Source organism: Phenylobacterium sp. (genome assembly GCF_041916435.1).
In the GTDB taxonomy this organism is placed as follows: domain Bacteria; phylum Pseudomonadota; class Alphaproteobacteria; order Caulobacterales; family Caulobacteraceae; genus Phenylobacterium.
In genome coordinates this window covers 298,166-314,211 of record NZ_JAYRZM010000004.1, presented here as the reverse complement: position 1 = coordinate 314,211, position 16,046 = coordinate 298,166, and the positions used below count along the sequence as shown (strand labels likewise).

15 protein-coding genes are annotated in these 16,046 nt (G+C 71.1%); 5 read left to right on the top strand and 10 right to left on the bottom strand.

The window, feature by feature from the left end; translation table 11 throughout:
- The first annotated feature begins 5 nt into the window (after positions 1-5).
- Positions 6-1,385 carry a VWA domain-containing protein gene (locus ACE3TA_RS12990; protein ID WP_374574300.1) on the top strand — a complete coding sequence of 460 codons (1,380 nt, stop codon included), beginning with the start codon at positions 6-8 and terminating at the stop codon, positions 1,383-1,385.
- Positions 1,386-1,394: 9 nt separating this feature from the next.
- On the opposite strand, the gene ACE3TA_RS12985 is transcribed toward ACE3TA_RS12990, so the two are convergent.
- The 4 genes from ACE3TA_RS12985 to ACE3TA_RS12970 form a co-directional block, all read right to left on the bottom strand.
- Entirely contained in the window at positions 1,395-2,678 is a 1,284-nt protein-coding gene (locus tag ACE3TA_RS12985) for a TetR/AcrR family transcriptional regulator (protein WP_374574818.1), read from the bottom strand.
- A 167-nt stretch (positions 2,679-2,845) separates the two neighbouring features.
- Positions 2,846-5,032, bottom strand: a complete 2,187-nt coding sequence (locus ACE3TA_RS12980) for a molybdopterin cofactor-binding domain-containing protein (RefSeq protein WP_374574298.1) — start codon at positions 5,030-5,032, stop codon at positions 2,846-2,848.
- Positions 5,033-5,034: 2 nt separating this feature from the next.
- On the bottom strand, positions 5,035-5,502 hold the full coding sequence (locus tag ACE3TA_RS12975; RefSeq protein ID WP_374574296.1) for a (2Fe-2S)-binding protein: 468 nt from the start codon (positions 5,500-5,502) through the stop codon (positions 5,035-5,037).
- Between the two features lie 132 nt (positions 5,503-5,634).
- A complete protein-coding gene (locus ACE3TA_RS12970; RefSeq protein WP_374574294.1) occupies positions 5,635-6,936 on the bottom strand; it encodes a CitMHS family transporter in 1,302 nt (433 codons plus the stop codon).
- A gap of 140 nt (positions 6,937-7,076) precedes the next feature.
- On the opposite strand from ACE3TA_RS12970, the gene ACE3TA_RS12965 reads away from it, so the two are divergent.
- Positions 7,077-7,676 (top strand): molybdenum cofactor guanylyltransferase, encoded by a 600-nt coding sequence (locus ACE3TA_RS12965; RefSeq protein WP_374574292.1) that lies wholly within the window; start codon positions 7,077-7,079, stop codon positions 7,674-7,676.
- On the opposite strand, the gene ACE3TA_RS12960 is transcribed toward ACE3TA_RS12965, so the two are convergent.
- From ACE3TA_RS12960 to ACE3TA_RS12940, 5 genes are all read right to left on the bottom strand, one after another.
- A complete protein-coding gene (locus ACE3TA_RS12960; RefSeq protein WP_374574290.1) occupies positions 7,673-8,371 on the bottom strand; it encodes a TPM domain-containing protein in 699 nt (232 codons plus the stop codon). The two genes, ACE3TA_RS12965 and ACE3TA_RS12960, sit on opposite strands and share 4 nt — an antisense overlap.
- A gap of 4 nt (positions 8,372-8,375) precedes the next feature.
- Complete coding sequence (locus ACE3TA_RS12955; protein ID WP_374574288.1) at positions 8,376-9,182, bottom strand: YgcG family protein; 807 nt, start codon at positions 9,180-9,182, stop codon at positions 8,376-8,378.
- 10 nt (positions 9,183-9,192) lie between these two features.
- Positions 9,193-9,849, bottom strand: coding sequence for a LemA family protein (locus ACE3TA_RS12950; RefSeq protein WP_374574286.1), 657 nt, complete (start codon positions 9,847-9,849; stop codon positions 9,193-9,195).
- A 120-nt stretch (positions 9,850-9,969) separates the two neighbouring features.
- Positions 9,970-11,640, bottom strand: coding sequence for a M28 family metallopeptidase (locus tag ACE3TA_RS12945; protein ID WP_374574284.1), 1,671 nt, complete (start codon positions 11,638-11,640; stop codon positions 9,970-9,972).
- A gap of 65 nt (positions 11,641-11,705) precedes the next feature.
- Entirely contained in the window at positions 11,706-12,398 is a 693-nt protein-coding gene (locus ACE3TA_RS12940; RefSeq protein WP_374574282.1) for a Crp/Fnr family transcriptional regulator, read from the bottom strand.
- 83 nt (positions 12,399-12,481) lie between these two features.
- On the opposite strand from ACE3TA_RS12940, the gene ACE3TA_RS12935 reads away from it, so the two are divergent.
- On the top strand, positions 12,482-13,315 hold the full coding sequence (locus ACE3TA_RS12935; protein WP_374574280.1) for a TauD/TfdA dioxygenase family protein: 834 nt from the start codon (positions 12,482-12,484) through the stop codon (positions 13,313-13,315).
- 80 nt (positions 13,316-13,395) lie between these two features.
- A complete protein-coding gene (locus ACE3TA_RS12930; protein ID WP_374574278.1) occupies positions 13,396-14,229 on the top strand; it encodes a LytTR family DNA-binding domain-containing protein in 834 nt (277 codons plus the stop codon).
- Here the strand turns inward: ACE3TA_RS12930 and efp are convergent.
- A complete protein-coding gene (gene efp, locus ACE3TA_RS12925) occupies positions 14,205-14,771 on the bottom strand; it encodes an elongation factor P (protein WP_374574276.1) in 567 nt (188 codons plus the stop codon). The genes ACE3TA_RS12930 and efp overlap by 25 nt on opposite strands.
- A gap of 138 nt (positions 14,772-14,909) precedes the next feature.
- Between efp and epmA the strand changes: the two genes are divergently transcribed.
- On the top strand, positions 14,910-15,959 hold the full coding sequence (epmA, locus tag ACE3TA_RS12920) for an EF-P lysine aminoacylase EpmA (protein WP_374574274.1): 1,050 nt from the start codon (positions 14,910-14,912) through the stop codon (positions 15,957-15,959).
- Positions 15,960-16,046: the final 87 nt, after the last annotated feature.

Genomic DNA, 16,046 nt, shown 5'->3' with positions numbered 1-16,046 from the left:
CCGCCATGCAGCGGACGATGGAGGACTTCCTGCGCGCGCTCCGGGCCGCCGACGTGCGCGTCTCGCCGGCCGAGGCGATCGACGCGCACCAGGCGGTGGCCGCCGTGGGCTACGGCGACCGCACGCTGCTGCGCGACGCGCTGTGCGTGACGCTGGCCAAGTCGGCGGACGAGGTGGCGCGGTTCGAGACGACCTTCGACACCTTCTTCGCGCGCCGGGCGTTCGAGCTGCCGCCTCCGCCGCAGGGCGAGGCCGGCGGCGAGGAGGCGGGCGAACCCGGCGGCGGCGAGGAGGCCTCGTCGCCCGAGGTGGAGACCTCGCCCCTCGCGCAGATGCTGCTGGAGGGCGACGCGGCGGGGCTGACCCAGGCCATGGAAGAAGCCGCCCAGCGCGCGGGGGTGGCGCAGATCCGGCTCAGCACCCAGCGCAGCCGCATGACCCGCCGCCTGCTGGACGAAATGGGCCTGGCCGAGATCGAGCGGATCCTGGCCAACGCCCGCAAGCTGCCCGAGGGCGAGGGCCTGGCCGACCGGCTCGAGGCCGGCCGGCGCGCCCTGATGGCCGAGGCCCAGCGCTACGTCGAGCGCCAGCACGACCTCTACGCGGCCGGCTCGGGCAAGGCGTTGCGCGAGGAGCTCCTGGCGCGCAAGGCGCTGAACTCGGAGAGCGGGATCGACCCGGTCGACCTGGCCGTCATGCAGGCCCTGGTGCGGCGCATGGCCAAGCGCCTGGCCGACCGCTACAGCCGCCGCCGCCACCGGGCGCTCAAGGGCCACATGGACGTGCGCAAGACCCTGCGCATGAGCATGGCCCACGGCGGCGTGCCCTTCGAGATCGCCTGGAAGACCCAGAAGATCGACAAGCCCAAGCTGGTGGCGATCTGCGACGTCTCCAAGTCGGTGGCCGCCGCGGCGCAGTTCCTGCTGACCTTCCTCTACTCGCTGAACGAGGTGGTCGACCGGCTGGACGCCTTCGCCTTCTCGGGCCGGCTGATCTCGGTGAACGACGTGCTCGACGACCACGGCGTGGAGACCGCGATCTTCAACGTGCTCTCCAAGATCGGCTTCCAGCAGACCGACTACGGGCGCGCGCTGCAGGACTTCTGCGAGGACCATCTGGACTCGCTGGACCGCCACACCACGGTGATCTTCCTGGGCGACGGCCGGTCCAACTACGCCGATCCCAGGCTGGACCTGATGAAGACCATCCACGACCGCTCGCGCGCGGTGATCTGGCTCAACCCGGAGCCGGAGAGCTACTGGAGCCAGGGCGATTCTGTGATGCACCGCTACGAGCGGTTCTGCCACGTGGCCAAGACCTGCAACTCGCTGGCCCAGCTCGAGCGCATCATCGAGGACGTGCTGCGCACCTACCTGCCGCACTGAGGCCGGCGCTCACCCCTCTTCCGGCGGCAGCAGCCCCAGGAAGAACGGCCGCACATAGAGGTCGATCGCCTCGGCGCGGGTGACGTCGGGCGCCCAGTGGGGCAGTTCGGAGCCGGCGTTGATCATCGCCGTCACCGCCTGGGCGGCGATGTTCGCGTCCACCGGGCGCACCGAGCCGTCGGCGATCCCGTCGCTGATCAGCGAGGCGAACCGTTCGGAGATGCGGTCGAACTTGGACAGGAGCTCCGGCTGCAGCGCCTCCGGCGCGGAGGTCAGCGCCGAGGTGCGCAGCAGCGGCGCGCGGCCGGAGAGCTGGTAGTCCACCAGCACGGTGCACAGCGAGACCAGCGCCTGCAGCCCGCTGGACGAGGTCTCCTCCGCCGCGCGGATCGCCCGGCGCATGACCTCGAAGGTGCGCTCGAAGCAGGCCAGCACCAGGTCGTCCTTGGTCTGATTGTGATGGTAGAACGCGCCCTTGGTGACGTTGAGCTTGGCCGAGATCTTCTCCACCGAGGCGCCGATATAGCCCTCCTCGTTGATCAGCTCGGTGGCCGCGCGCAGGAACTGCTCGGCCGAATCGTCCACCGTCGGATGGATGTCGAGCGCCGCCGCCGACAGCGTCGTCTCCGGCCAGGCCGCGCCCGGCGCGGCGATGCCGTCGACCAGCACGCTGAACAGCCGGCCGGCCGCGCGCCCGTAGTCCTCCGGCTCGCGCCGCAGCAGCCAGGCCCGGGACCAGAGGATTTCGGCCAGCACCAGGTGCGTGCGCGCGTTGAGGGCCTGGCGCGACGGCTCGTCGGCGCCGGGATCGACCAGCACGGCGCGCAGGCTGCGGAACATGTCCACATAGGCCGCATCGACCGCCGCGCGGCGCAGGCCGCGCACGTCGTTGAACACGGCCAGCGGCTCGCCCTCGCCCAGGGCGGCGCGGCGCTGGAAGTCGAAGTAGCTGTAGATGAAGGCGCCCAGCCGCTGGCGCGCCGTCGGCCGGCCGGAGCTCTCGGCGATGAAGCCCTGGAAGGTTTCGATGCCGCGCAGGAGGCAGGCCGCGGCCAGCTCCTCCTTGTTGCGGAAGTAGTAGATCACCCCGGTCGGCACCAGATCGAGCTGCGCGGCGACCTCGCCAAGGGTCATGCCGCGCACGCCCTTGCGGTTCAGCACATCCACCGCAGCGGCGACGATCGCGGCCTGACGCTGCTCGTAACGGCGCGTGGGCGCTCGCGGTTCGCTGTTTATCTCCGCCCCCTTCCCGGCGCCCGCCGCGCGTCGAGGCCAACGTCCGGCCGGGCGCACGCTCTCCGCGCCCGCCCGTTTCACGCTGATCCCGGCCGCGTCTTGCGCGCCGCCTCCCCAATTTTGTTGAGGAAAGTCTAGGACGCGGATTGCCGCAACGGCAAGCAGGGCATGCGCCGAACGCGGATCACAGTCGCGACATGCATCGCCTTGAGGCGCCCCGTCCCTCAGGCCCGGCGCAGGACGGCCGGATCGACCGGCAGGCTGCGCAGGCGCACGCCGGTGGCCGCGAAGATGGCGTTGCACAGGGCCGGCACGACCGGCGGCAGGGCCGGCTCGCCCAGGCCGGTCGGCGGGTAGTCGGTGGTCAGGAACTCCACTTCGACCGGCGGGGCGGCGTCGAGGCGCAGGATCGGGTAGTCGTCGTAGTTGCCCTGGACCACCGCGCCGTCCTTGATCGTGATCTGCTGGCGGAGCGCCTGGGACAGGCCGTCGAGCACCGCGCCCTGCACCTGGTTCATCGCGCCGAACGGGTTGATGATCTGCCGGCCGACGTCGCCGGCCACCCAGACCTTCTCGACCTTGACCGCGCCGTCCTCGGCCACCGCCGCGCGCACCACCTCGGCGAAATAGCCCAGGTGGCTGAAATGGAAGGCCACGCCCATGCCCGATCGCTCGGGCGGCTTGGTTCGGCCCCAGCCCGACATCTCCGCGACGCGCCTGACCACGCCGGCCATGCGCGAGGCGTTGTAGCCGCTGCGCCCGGGCTCGCCGACCTGGCCGCGGTCGCCCAGCAGCTTCAGGCGCACGTCGACCGGATCGGCCCCGGCGGCGTGGGCGAGTTCGTCGATGAACGACTGGATGACGAAGGCGATCGCATTGCTGCCCGGCGCGCGCAGCGGCCCGGTCGGCACGCCCAGCGGCATGGTCGACACGTCCAGGCGGTAGTTGTCGATGAAGCGGGCCGGGAACTCGGTGGGGCCGATGCCGGCGCTGCGCGCGAACTCCTCGCCCTCGCCGAAGGTCACGAAGTGGTCGTTCCAGGCCGTGATCGCGCCGGCGTCGTCGATCGCGCCCTTCAAGGTGTGGAAGCCCGCCGGGCGGTAGAAGCCGTGGCGGGTGTCGTCCTCGCGCGTCCAGAGCAATTGCACCGGCGCGCCAGCCGCCCTCGCGATCCAGGCGGCCTCGACCATGTAGTCGTTGGACAGCCGCCGGCCGAAGCCGCCGCCGCAGCGGATCATGTGCACGGTGATGTCCTCGGCCGGCACGCCCAGGGTCTTGGCCACGAGCTGGCGGCCCGGCTCCGGGTTCTGGGTCGGCGCCCAGATCTCGATCTTGCCGTCCTTGGCCTCGGCCGTGCAGTTCTGCGGCTCCAGGCCCGCATGGTGGAGGAACGGGTAGAAGTACTGGGCCTCGACCGTCCTGCCGGAGGTCTTGAGGGCCGCCTCGACGTCGCCGTCGGCGTAGAGGGCGCGCTGCGGCTTGCCCGCGGCGAGCTCGGCCGCGCGGGCGGCGATGCTCTCGCTGGACTGACGGGAGGTCGGGTGATCCGTCCACTGAATATTCAGCTTGTCGCGGCCCTTGCGCGCTGCCCACCAGCTGTCGGCCACCACCGCGACGCCCGGCAGGAGGCCCGACAGGTCCTCGCCGCCCTCGACGATGAAGGCGTCCTTCACGCCCTTGACCGCCTTGGCCGCGGCCAGGTCGGCGGAGGCGACCTTGGCGCCGAACACCGGGGCCTTCTCGAAGGTGGCGAACAGCATGCCCGGCCGGCGCACGTCGATGCCGAACAGCGGCTGGCCGGTGACGATGGCCTTGGTGTCGTACTGCGGGGTGGGCTTGCCGATGATCCGATAGGCCTTGGGATCCTTCAGCGGCACGCTCTTGAGGTCGGGGGCGGGCAGCTCGGCCGCCTTGGCCGCGAGCGAGCCGTAGGGCGCGCGGCGGCCCGACGCCTTGTGCACGACGACGCCCGGCTCGGTGGAGCACGCCGAAGCCGGCACGCCCCAGTCCTTGGCCGCCGCGGCGATCAGCATCGCCCGGCCCGCAGCCCCGACCTGGCGAAGCTGGTCGTAGTGCAGGGGCGTGGCCATGCTGCCGCCGGCGAACTGGCGGCCGTAGACCGCCGGGTCGTTCAGCGCCTGCTCGATGCGCACGTCCTTCCATTCCACGTCCAGCTCTTCGGCGATGAGCATGGGCAGCATGGTCTTGATGCCCTGGCCGATCTCGGGGTTCTTCGAGACGATGGTGATCAGGCCGTCCGGGGCGACGCGCACATAGGCGTTGAGCGGGGCGGGACCGGCCGCCTCGGCGCCGCGCCCGGCAAGGCTGAAGCCCAGCATCAGGCCGCCGGCGGCCAGGCCCGTCTTCAGGAAGGTGCGCCGCGAGGCGGCGGTGAGCGCTTCGACGGTCATGGTCAGGCCTCCTGCGGCTGGCCGGAGGCGCGCTTGATGGCCGCGCGGATGCGGATGTAGGTGGCGCAGCGGCAGAGGTTTCCGCTCATCGCCGCGTCGATGTCCTCGTCGCTGGGCTTGGGATTGGAGGTCAGGAGCGCGGTGGCGGCCATGATCTGCCCCGGCTGGCAGTAGCCGCACTGGGCGACGTCCAGGTCCATCCAGGCCTGCTGCACGCGCGCGCCGACCTCGCCGTCGCCGATCGCCTCGATGGTGACCACCTCGCTGTCGCCGATCACCTCGACGGGCGTCACGCAGGCGCGGATCGGCGCACCGTCCACATACACAGTGCAGGCGCCGCACTGAGCGATCCCGCAGCCGTACTTCGGGCCCAGCACGCCAAGTTGGTCCCGCAGCACCCAGAGAAGCGGGGTGTCGGGGTCGACATCGGCCGTCCGCTCCACGCCGTTGACGTTCAGTTTCACCGTCATCCGTCGTCCTCTCGCTCGCTGTCCGGGCGAATCTAGAGTGGCGTGCGCCGCAGCGGCAAGCGCCACGGGAGGCGATTCGAGGAACTTGCCGCGCATTCGGCCGCCGAAACGGCACAGGCTTTCGCCGCGCCCCTAGCCGGCGAAGGGGATCACCGTGGTGAGGAGGCCGGCCGCCAGGATCACGAGGGAAAGCACGGTCGCCGCGGGCAGGGTGAAGCGCTGGTGGCGGCCAAGCTCGACGCCGGCCAGGCCCACCAGCAGATAGGTGGACGGCACCAGGGGGCTCAGCAGATGCACCGCCTGGCTGGTCAGGGCCGCTCGCGCCATCTCCGCCGGCTCGATCCCGTAGGGCCGCGCGGCCTCGGCCAGGATCGGCAGGATGCCGAAGAAGAAGGCGTCGTTGGAGACGAAGAAGGTGAAGGGCATGGAGAGCACGGCCGTGATCGGCGCCATGTAGGGGCCGAGCGCCGGAGGAATAAGCCCGGTCACGCTCTTGGCCATGGCGTCGGTCATGCCCATGCCGTTGAGCACGCCGGTGAAGATCCCCGCGGCGAAGATCACCGAGATCACCGCCAGGATGTTGGGCGCGTGAGCCGCCAGGCGCGCCTTCTGGTCGGCGGGCCGCGGGTAGTTGATGATCAGGGCCAGCGCCGAGGCGATCATGAACAGGGCCGGCAGCGGCAGCAGGCCGGCGACCAGGCTCGCCAGCAGAACGGCGGTGAGCGCGAGGTTCACCCAGATCAGCCCGGGCCGTTCCGTGGGATCGTTCTCGGCGACCAATTCGGCCTCGAGCGCCTTCTCGGAAACCACGCCGTCCAGCCGCCCGAGCCGCTTGCGCTCGCGCCGGCCCAGCCAATAGGCGAGGCCCACGACGAAGGCCGCGCCGGCCAGCATCGCCGGGATCAGGGGCACGAATATCTCGGCGGGGTCGAGGCCGAGGGCGCTCGCCGCCCGCGCGGTCGGCCCGCCCCAGGGCGTGATGTTGGTCACCCCGCAGGCGAGCATCAGAAGGCAGGTCAGCACCAGCGGGTCCAGGCCCACGCGCCGATAGAGCGGAACCATGGCCGCGCAGCAGATGATGTAGGTGGTCGAACCGTCGCCATCGAGCGAGACCATCAGCGCCAGGATCGCCGTGCCCACGACGATGCGCACCGGATCGCCGCCCACCAGCCGCACGATCAGCCGGACCAGCGGGTCGAACAGCCCGGCGTCGACCATCACGCCGAAATAGAGGATGGCGAAGGCCAGCATCACGCCGGTGGGCGCGAGGTTCCTGATCCCCTCGAGCATCATCGGCCCCAGGCCGGCGCCGCCGCCCGCCAGGAGGCCGAAGGCGATCGGCGCGAGCACCAGCGCGGCGAAGGGCGAGACCTTCCCGCTCATGACCAGGGCCATGAAGGTCGCCACCATGGCGAAGGCGTAGATCGTCAGCATGCCATTCCCCCCGTCTTCGACTTACGGGCGGAAAGCGGCCCTGGAAAGCGAGGTTTCATCTTCCGTCGATTGAGCCGCCGGCCGGATTGGTGTGTCGTCGATCGGACGGTCAATGCGAATAGGGGGACGCGCGGGTCGGCATGGTTTTGGGTTTGGTCCTGGCGGGTGGACGATCACCGCTGTTTGGAGGCGAGAAGGCCGCCGCGCGCCTGGGCGGCCTGCCCCTGCTGGCTCACGCGCACCGGCGGCTGGCCGCCTATTGCCGGATCATCGGCGTCAACGCCCCGCGCATCAGCGAGGCGGGGCGGTTGGCCATCGGCCTCGGCGCGCCGCTGGTGCGCGACCCGCCGAACGCCCCGCACATCCCGCTGGCCGGCATCGCCGCGGGCCTGGTCTGGGCCCAGCGGGAGGACGAGGACCTGCTCGTCGCCCTGCCCTGCGAGACCCCGTTCGTACCGGCCGACATCACCCCGCGCCTGATCGCCGCGTGCGAGGACAGCCAAGCCGCCGTCGCCAGCACGAAGGACGGAATCCAGCCGCTGTGCTCGGCCTGGCGGGTGTCGATGCTGGACGCGGTGTTCGCCGCCCTCAGCCGGGAGCCGGCGCCGCCGATCGGCGAGGTGCTGAAGGAAGCCGGCGCCGCCGAGGTGTTCTTCGACGACGCCTCAGCCTTCATGGTTATCGAAACCCACGAGGACCTGGAGGCGGCCGAGGCTCGCCTGGCCGGCGCGGAAAGCTAGACCCTCGGCAGCTCGACCACCGAATCGGGCAGTTCGTTGGGGTTGTCGGCGGCGTCGGCCGGCACGTGCTCGGCCAGGATGTCGGCGCAGAGCCGGATCGCCTCGGTGAAGCCCTCGCCGGGCCGGGCGCGCTTGATGCCGGCGACAAGGGCGGCCATCGGCCCGTCCCAGGCCTTGGCCTCGACGCGGTCGGCGACGCCCTCGTCGGCGACCAGCTCGGCCATGCGCTCGTCCATGGAGACGTAGATCAGCACGCCCGTGCGCGCGCGCGTGGCGCTGAGGTTGCGCGTCAGGAACAGCTCCCTGGCGCGCTGACGCACGCGGGCGCGCTTGAGGGGACGCGGGGTGACCAGGCGCTTCACCGGCGCCCAGGCGGTCAGGAAGCCCACGGCGATGAACAGCAGGCCCTGCAGGATGACCGCGCCCACCAGGGCCCCGCGCGCGGCCGTGGCGGCCATGTCGCCCACCTGGGCCGCGCTCCAGCCGCCCTCCAGGGCGTCGGGCACCGACACCTCCACCCCGGCCAGGAGCAGGATGGCCGGGCCCAGCAGCGCCACCGCCGCGCCCCAGGCCAACGGAATCTCCCGGTAGTCCGAGGATTCGGCGGCGACCACGCAGTAGATCTCGCCGGAGGTGCGGGTCTCCGCCTCGCGCACGGCCGCCTCGATGGCGCGGCGTTCCTCGTCGTTCAGCATGGCCTCACCAGCTCCCTGAAGATCCGCCGCCCCCGAACGAACCGCCGCCGCCCGAGAACCCGCCGCCGCCTCCACCACCGCCCCAGCCTCCGCCGCCGCGATGGCGGCCGCCGCCACCGCCGCCGCCCATGAAGATGAACGGCAGCCACCACCATCCGAAGCCGCGGCCCATCAGGAAGAGCACGACGAAGATGATGATCAGGATCACCGGGAAGTGGCCGCCGTCGCTGGTCGCCGGCTGCTCGGCCGCCTGGGCGGCGATGGCGCGGGCCTGGTCTTCCGGCAGGCCGAGCTGGGCTATCACCGCCTCGGTCCCGGCCACCACGCCGCCCTCCATGTCGCCGGCCTTGAACGCCGGGATCACCTGGCGCTGCAGGATCAGGCTGGAGAGGGCGTCGGTGAGCACCGGCTCCAGGCCGTAGCCCACCTCGATGCGCACCTTGCGTTCGCTAGGCGCCACCAGGAAGAGGACGCCGTCGTCGCGATCCTTGTCGCCGATGCCCCAGGTGCGGCCGAGCTGGTAGCCGTAGTCCTCGATCGGATAGCCCTGCAGGTCCGGGACGGTGACCACCACCATCTGGTGGCCGGTCTTGTCCTCCAGCGCCTTCAGCTCGCCGGTCAGCCGCTCCTCGGTGGCCGGCGAGAGGATCTTGGCGTCGTCCACCACCCGGCCGGTGAGCGGCGGGAACTTCGGCGCGGCCAGGGCGCCGGCCGCCGTCACCGCCGCGACGGCGAGCGCCAGGATCGGGACGAGCCAAGCCCGGCGCCGGCCCGCGAAACCGAAGGCCGGCATCCGTGGGGCGAAGGTCATCGCAGCCCCGTCACTGCGCCGGCGCAGGCGCGGCCGGAGCCGCCGGGGCCGGGGCGCTCGCCTGCGGCTGGAAGCTCACCGTGGGCGCGGTCTGCGCCGCCGCAGTGGCCTGGAAGGTCTGCATCGGCTTGGACGAGCGGTAGACGGAGTTGGCCCACAGCACGCCCGGGAAGGTGCGCAGCTCGGTGTTGTAGTCGCGCACGGCCTCGTTGTAGTCGCGCCGGGCGATGGCGATGCGGTTCTCGGTGCCCTCGAGCTGGCTTTGCAGGGCCAGGAAGTTCTCGTTGGACTTCAGGTCCGGATAGCGCTCCTGGATCACCATCAGCCGGCCGAGCACGCCGCTCAGCTGGTCCTGGGCAGCGGCGTATTTCTGGAAGGCGGCCGGATCGGTGATCGTCGAGGCGTCGACCTTCACCTGGGTCGCCGAGGCGCGGGCCTCGGTGACGGCGGTCAGCACCTCGCGTTCCTGGGCCGCATAGCCCTTCACCGTCTCGACCAGGTTGGGCACCAGGTCGGCGCGGCGCTGGTACTGGTTCTGCACCTCGGACCAGGCGGCCTTGGCCTTCTCCTCCTTGGTGGGGATGGTGTTGATTCCGCAGCCGGCGATCAGCAGGGGCGCTAGCACGATCAGGGCGGCGCGCGTGAAGCGATGGCGAAGAAGGCTCAAGTGGGGTCTCCCCAGGTTGCAGGTCCAAGTCGAAGCTTGGGCGCGCGAAATGTGGCCCGCGCATTGATCGCACGCAACGGCCGGCGGATTAAGTCGCCGTAATCGAACCCGCGCGCGGCGTCAGCGGCGGGCGGCGGCCGACGTCTCGCGGATCGCCTTGAACTCCGAGCCGTCGCTCCATTGCGGCCAGGCCCGCGAATTGGCGAGCTTCAGGCCCGCCTGGTAGATCAGGTCCACGTCCTGGGCCGCGCCGCGCAGGTCCCAGTCCGGGCTCCAGGCGTCGCAGGGCTGGTGATAGCAGTGGGCGGTGTAGTCGCCGACCCACTTGTCGCCGGCGGCCCGGCCGCCGTCCACCAGGTCGGGCCCGCCGCCCAGGCCCATCAGCAGCATCACCGGCACGCCGTGCTTGGCCAGCGAGAAGTGGTCGGCGCGGAAGAACAGCCCGCGCTCGGGATGAGCGTCGGCGATCACCGTGCGATCCTGCCTGGCGGCCGCGGCCTTGAGCAGGTCGTCAAGCTGGCTCTGGCCGTAGCCGACCAGCACCACGTCGTGCGACGGGCCGGCGGTCTGCAGCACGTCCATGGTGAAGTTGGCGACCATGGTGTCGAGCGGCGCGGTGGGATGCACGCCGAACCACTCCGAGCCCAGCAGCCCCCGCTCCTCGGCGGTCCAGGCGGCGAACATCACCGTCCGGTCGGGGCGCGGCCCCTCGGCGAAGGCGCGGGCGATCTCCAGCACCCCGGCCACGCCGATGGCGTCGTCCGCCGCCCCGTGGCGCACCGTCTGGCCTTTGTCGTCCGGCGCGCCCACGCCGAAGGCGTCCCAGTGCGCGGCGTAGAGGATCGACTCGTCCGGCCGCTTGGCGCCCGGCAGCTTGGCTATCACGTTGCGGCTGACGACCTCGTTGTGCTCGACGTCGTAGTCGGCCGAGAAGGTGGCTCCGGGCAGGATCACCGGCTGGAAGTCGGCGCGGCGGGCGGCGCGCTTCAGCGCCTCGAAGTCCAGTCCCGCGTCCTTGAAGAGCTGGACGGCGGCGTCGCGCTGCAGCCAGCCCTGCAGCAAGAGCTTGTCCTTGGCCGGATCGGCGCGGACGATGTCGAAGCTCTCGCCGTTGGAAGCGACCACCGTCGACCATCCGTACCCGGCGCCTGGCGTTTCGTGGACGATCAGCGCGCCCAGGGCGCCGCGGCGCACGGCCTCCTCGTACTTGTAGGTCCAGCGCCCGTAATAGGTCATCGCCTGGCCGCCGAACTTGCCGGCCACCGGCTCGTCGGGGCCGGCCTCGAAGTCCGGATCATTCACCAGGAAGACGGCGATCTTGCCCTTCAGGTCCACGCCCTTGAAATCGTCCCAGCCGCGCTCGGGGGCGGTGACGCCGTATCCGACGAAGACCATCGGCGCGTCCTTGATGGAGACGTGGTCCACCGGGCGCAGGGTCACGGCGTTGACGTCCTTGGCGTACTCCAGCGTCCGGGTCTGGCCGTTCACGTCGACCGAGAAGGCGCCGGGGGGCTTCAGCCTGACGCGCAGGAGGGGCGTGGGCTGGGTCCAGCCGCCGTTCTCGCCGGCCGGCTCCAGGCCGAGCGCCTTGAAGCGGGCTGTCAGGTAGTCGACCGTCTTCTGCTCGCCCGGACCGCCGGGCGCCCGGCCGGCGAAATCGTCCGAGGCCAGCACTTCGACGATCTGCGACAGGCGCGCCGGATCGATCGGGCCGGCGTCGACCGCCTGCGCCCGGGCGAGAACCGGCGCGGCGAGGGCGGCGGCGAGAGCGAGGGGGACGAGGCGACGCATGCGCATACTCCGGACGAAGAGCCGGCCAGCCTAGCGGCTCGACCGGCCTCCGTCATGGCCGGGCCTCAGCTTTCGGCGATCCGCCTGAGGCCGGCCTGGTCCAGGAGCTCGATCTCGCCGTAGCCCAGGCGCACGAGGCCGCGCCGCTGGAACTCCGTGAGATAGCCGTTCACGGTCTTGCGGCTGAGGCCGGCCATCTCGCCCAGGGTCTGTTGCGACAGCGGCAGCCGGCCCGCCGAGCCGCCGACGTCGAAGGCCCGGGCGAACACCAGCAGGCGCGAGGCCAGCCGCTGGCGCGGCGGCAGGGCCAGCATCTCGGCCGCCGTGGCGAGCGAGCTGCGCAGTTGCATGAAGACCAGGGCCGCGACCATGCGCCAGACCTCCGGCCGCTCGGCGGCGATGCGGCTGAGGGCCGAGTCCGACAGGACGAGCAGGAGGCTCGGTTCGGCGCAGAGCACGGTGGCCAGGCGCGGGCCGCCGCCGAACCGCGTGGTCTGGCCCAGCGCCAGGCCGGGGCCGCCCACGGCCACCATCACCTCGCGGTCTCCCGGCGCCTGGCACATGACGTGGATCGCGCCCTCGATCACGACGAGCAGGCCGGTGTCGTCGTCGCCCTCGGCCTGGGCCCATTCGCCGGTGGCGAACCGCTGCAGGCGGCCGTGCGCGAGCAGGGCCTCGGCCAGCCCCTCTCCCTGGCCCTTGAGCCAGGCGGCGCGGTCGAGCACCAGGGCGGCGAGGTCGCGGTCGCTGCGGGCCATGAAAAAATGTAACGCACGTGACACTCTCTGGCCAGCCGTCGGCTACCATGCCGGCAAACAGATCTTCCGGGAGGAAGCCCCCAATGAGCCTCGCCACCCTGGCCGCGCGTCCGACGGACGGCTGCGGCGCCGAGATCGAAGGCCTCGACGGCGCCCGCGCGTCCGACGCCGATATCGAGCTGATCCGCGACACCCTCGCCCAACGGGGCGTCGTCTTCCTGCGCGACCAGAAAATGACGCCGGAAGAGCAGATCGCCTTCGCCAGGCGGGTCGGGCCGATCGTGGTCAACCGCTACTTCCCCAAGACCGAGCGCTATCCGGAGATCGCCAAGGTCGAGAAGCGCGCCGACCAGACCACCAACATCGGCGGCGGCTGGCACACCGACCACTCCTATGACGAGGCGCCGGCCATGGGCTCGGTGCTCCTGGCCGTGGAGACCCCGCCGTCCGGCGGCGACACCCTGTTCGCCGACATGTACGCGGCCTACGACGCCCTGTCCGACGGGCTGAAGGCCACGCTGGAGACGCTGAAGGCGCATCACGCCTCGGCCCACGTGTTCGGCGAGGGCAGCGTCTATGCGGCCACCGACCAGGCCGTGCTGGCCGGCCACAAGGACACGCCCGAGGCGGTGCATCCGGTGGTCATCGTCCACCCGGACAGCGGCAAGAAGGTGCTCTACGTCAATCCGGCGTTCACGACGCACATCGTCGGCTGGACGCGGGAAGAGAGCATGGCGCTGCTCGGCTACCTCTACGAACACGCGATCAAGCCGCAGTTCGTGCACCGCTTCCAGTGGAAGCCGGGCTCGATGGCCATCTGGGACAACCGCTCCACCTGGCACCACGCCATGAACGACTACCAGGGCCACTACCGGCTGATGCACCGCATCACCCTGGACGGCGTGAAGCTGAACTAGCGCGACGGCAGTCGGCCCGCCCCCTCCCGCAGCGAAGGCGACACGGCTAGAACTCCTCGCAACAGCGGGGACGACGGCTGGTGCTCGAACGCATCCGGAACTTGGCGAAAGGCGATCGATCCGTCTTCTGGCGGGGCCTGGCGCTGTTCGGCGCGGCGTCGGTCTTCTACGACACGATCGCCGTCTTCTCCGACCTGCACGACGCTCCCGGCGCCGAGCCGCTGGCGATCGTGATCTACCAGGCGACCAGCGCGATCGCGATCCTGCCGGCCGCCTGGCTGGTGTGGCTGGCCTTTCGCATCGCGCCGCCCGGCCGCGGCCCCCTGTGGCGCACCGCGGCGACGCACGCGGTCGGCGCCGTGGCGATGTCGGGCTTCCACGTGGTCCTCTTCACCCTGCTGCGGCAGGCGGCCTTCGCCCTGATGGGCCGCAGCTACGGCTTCGGGCCGATCGCGAATTTCCCCTACGAGTTCCGCAAGGACCTGATCGGCTACGTCGTGGCCATCGGCATCTTCTGGACGCTGACCCGGCTCTCGCAGCCGCACTCGGCGCCCGCCGCCTCGCCCGCCAGCTTCGACATCCGCGAGGGCGGCCGGGTGATCCGCGCGGAGATCGACCAGATCCTCGCCGTCACCTCGGCGGGCAACTACGTGGAGTTCGTCCTGGCCGACGGCCGGCGGCCGCTGATGCGCACGGCCCTGGCGCGCATGGAGGCCGAGCTTTCGCCGCACGGCTTCGTGCGCACGCACCGCTCATGGCTGGTGAACGCTGGCCGCGTCAGCGAACTGCGGCCCGAGGCCTCGGGCGACTACAGGGTGCTCGTGGGCGGGATCGAGGCGCCGGTGTCGCGCCGGTTCCGCGAGGCCCTGGCGCGACTGAAGGCGGGATCTCAGTCCTTGGCGCGTTCCACGTAGGAGCCGTCCTCGGTCAGGATCACCACCTTGGTGCCGGCGGTGATGTAGGGCGGCACCATGATCCGCTGGCCGTTGGACAGCGTGGCCGGCTTATAGGACGAAGACGCGGTCTGGCCCTTCACCACCGGCTCGGTGTCGGTGATCTCGAAGCTCACGCGGGCCGGCAGCTCCATGGCGATCGGCACGCCTTCGTGGGTGGAGAGCTGCACGGTCATGCCGTCCTGCAGCCACACGGCCATGTCGCCGACCACGTCCTCGGGAACTACGACCTGATCGTAGTTCTCCGGGTTCATGAAGTGATAGCCCTCGCCGTCCTGGTAGAGGAAGTTGTAGTCGCGGTCGTCCACGAAGGCGCGCTCCACCTGCTCGGTGGTGCGGTAGCGTTCGGACACCTTCACCCCGTCGGAGATGCGGCGCATGTCGAGCTGGGTGACCGGCGTGCCCTTGCCGGGGTGGATGTTCTGGGCGCTGAGGACCACGTAGAGCTTGCCGTCCATGTCGACGACGGAACCTTTGCGGAGCGAACTGGCGGCGACCTTCACGTATCTTCTTCCTTGTGCGCGCGGGCTCGATGGGCGCGCGCGAGTTGGCTGGCGAATGGATTTGCGGGCACCTATAGCGATCCGGGCCGATATCGCCAGCCCCTGCGATGTCGCGCCAGGTTCCCGAAAGGCCCGCGCGTGCAGACCCCGACCGCTTCTCCCTGGTGGAGCGCCCACGTCCACCACGACCGCCGCCCCCGCCTGATCGCGCGCAACGCGATCACCCGCGCCGTGCGCCGCTGGTTCGAGGACGAGGGCTTCGTGGAGGTGGAGACGGCGGCCCTGCAGGTCTCGCCGGGCAACGAGGCCCACCTGCACGCCTTCGCCACCGAGGCGCTCGGCCATGGCGGCGAGCGCACGGTCCTCTACCTGCACACCTCGCCGGAATTCGCGGCCAAGAAGCTGCTGGCCGCCGGGGAGCAGAAGATCTTCAGCCTGGGCAAGGTGTGGCGCAACCGCGAGCGCGGGCCGCTGCACCACCCGGAGTTCACCATGCTGGAGTGGTATCGCACGGGCGCGCCCTACGAGGCGCTGATGGCCGACTGCGCCGCCCTGATGGCCCTGGCCGCCGAGACCGCCGGGGCGCGGCGCTTGTCCTTCCGCGGCCAAAGCGTCGATCCCTTCGCCGAGCCGGAACGGCTCACCCTGGCCGAAGCCTTCGACCGCTTCGCCGGGATCGACCTCATCTCCACCGTCAGCGACGACGGCTCGACCGACCGCGAGGCCCTGGCCGCCGCCGCCCGCGCCGCGGGGATCCGCGTCGCCGAGGACGACGTCTGGGCCGACGTCTTCTCCCGCGTGCTGGTGGAGAAGATCGAGCCGCATCTCGGCCAGGGCCGCGCGACCGTGCTTTGCGAATATCCGACGCCGGAGGCGGCGCTGGCGCGGGTGAAGCCCGACGCGCCCAAGGTCGCCGAGCGCTTCGAGCTCTACGCCTGCGGGGTGGAGCTGGCCAACGCCTTCGCCGAACTCACCGACCCGGCCGAGCAGCGCCGCCGGCTGATCGCCGAGATGGACGAGAAGGAACGGGTCTACGGCGAGCGCTATCCCCTGGACGAAGACTTCCTGGCCGCCCTCGCCCACATGCCGCCGGCCTGCGGCGCGGCCCTCGGCTTCGACCGCCTCGCCATGCTGGCCGTCGGCGCCGAGCGCATCGAAGACGTCCTCTGGACCCCCGTGGCGGAGTAGTCGCGGCTGACTGGCCCTCAAGATGCTCCCCCCTTGGGGGAGCTGTCCCGAAGGGACTGAGGGGGACTCTGACTCATCACGCCCATT

Bases quoted from the DNA above. Each gene is read 5' to 3' on its own strand.
- ACE3TA_RS12990 (WP_374574300.1), top strand. From the start codon at position 6: ATGCAGCGGACGATGGAGGACTTCCTGCGCGCGCTCCGGGCCGCCGAC.
- ACE3TA_RS12980 (WP_374574298.1), bottom strand. From the start codon at position 5,032: ATGACCGTCGAAGCGCTCACCGCCGCCTCGCGGCGCACCTTCCTGAAG.
- ACE3TA_RS12975 (WP_374574296.1), bottom strand. From the start codon at position 5,502: ATGACGGTGAAACTGAACGTCAACGGCGTGGAGCGGACGGCCGATGTC.
- ACE3TA_RS12970 (WP_374574294.1), bottom strand. From the start codon at position 6,936: ATGCTGACGATCTACGCCTTCGCCATGGTGGCGACCTTCATGGCCCTG.
- ACE3TA_RS12965 (WP_374574292.1), top strand. From the start codon at position 7,077: ATGGTTTTGGGTTTGGTCCTGGCGGGTGGACGATCACCGCTGTTTGGA.
- ACE3TA_RS12960 (WP_374574290.1), bottom strand. From the start codon at position 8,371: ATGCTGAACGACGAGGAACGCCGCGCCATCGAGGCGGCCGTGCGCGAG.
- ACE3TA_RS12955 (WP_374574288.1), bottom strand. From the start codon at position 9,182: ATGACCTTCGCCCCACGGATGCCGGCCTTCGGTTTCGCGGGCCGGCGC.
- ACE3TA_RS12945 (WP_374574284.1), bottom strand. From the start codon at position 11,640: ATGCGTCGCCTCGTCCCCCTCGCTCTCGCCGCCGCCCTCGCCGCGCCG.
- ACE3TA_RS12940 (WP_374574282.1), bottom strand. From the start codon at position 12,398: ATGGCCCGCAGCGACCGCGACCTCGCCGCCCTGGTGCTCGACCGCGCC.
- ACE3TA_RS12935 (WP_374574280.1), top strand. From the start codon at position 12,482: ATGAGCCTCGCCACCCTGGCCGCGCGTCCGACGGACGGCTGCGGCGCC.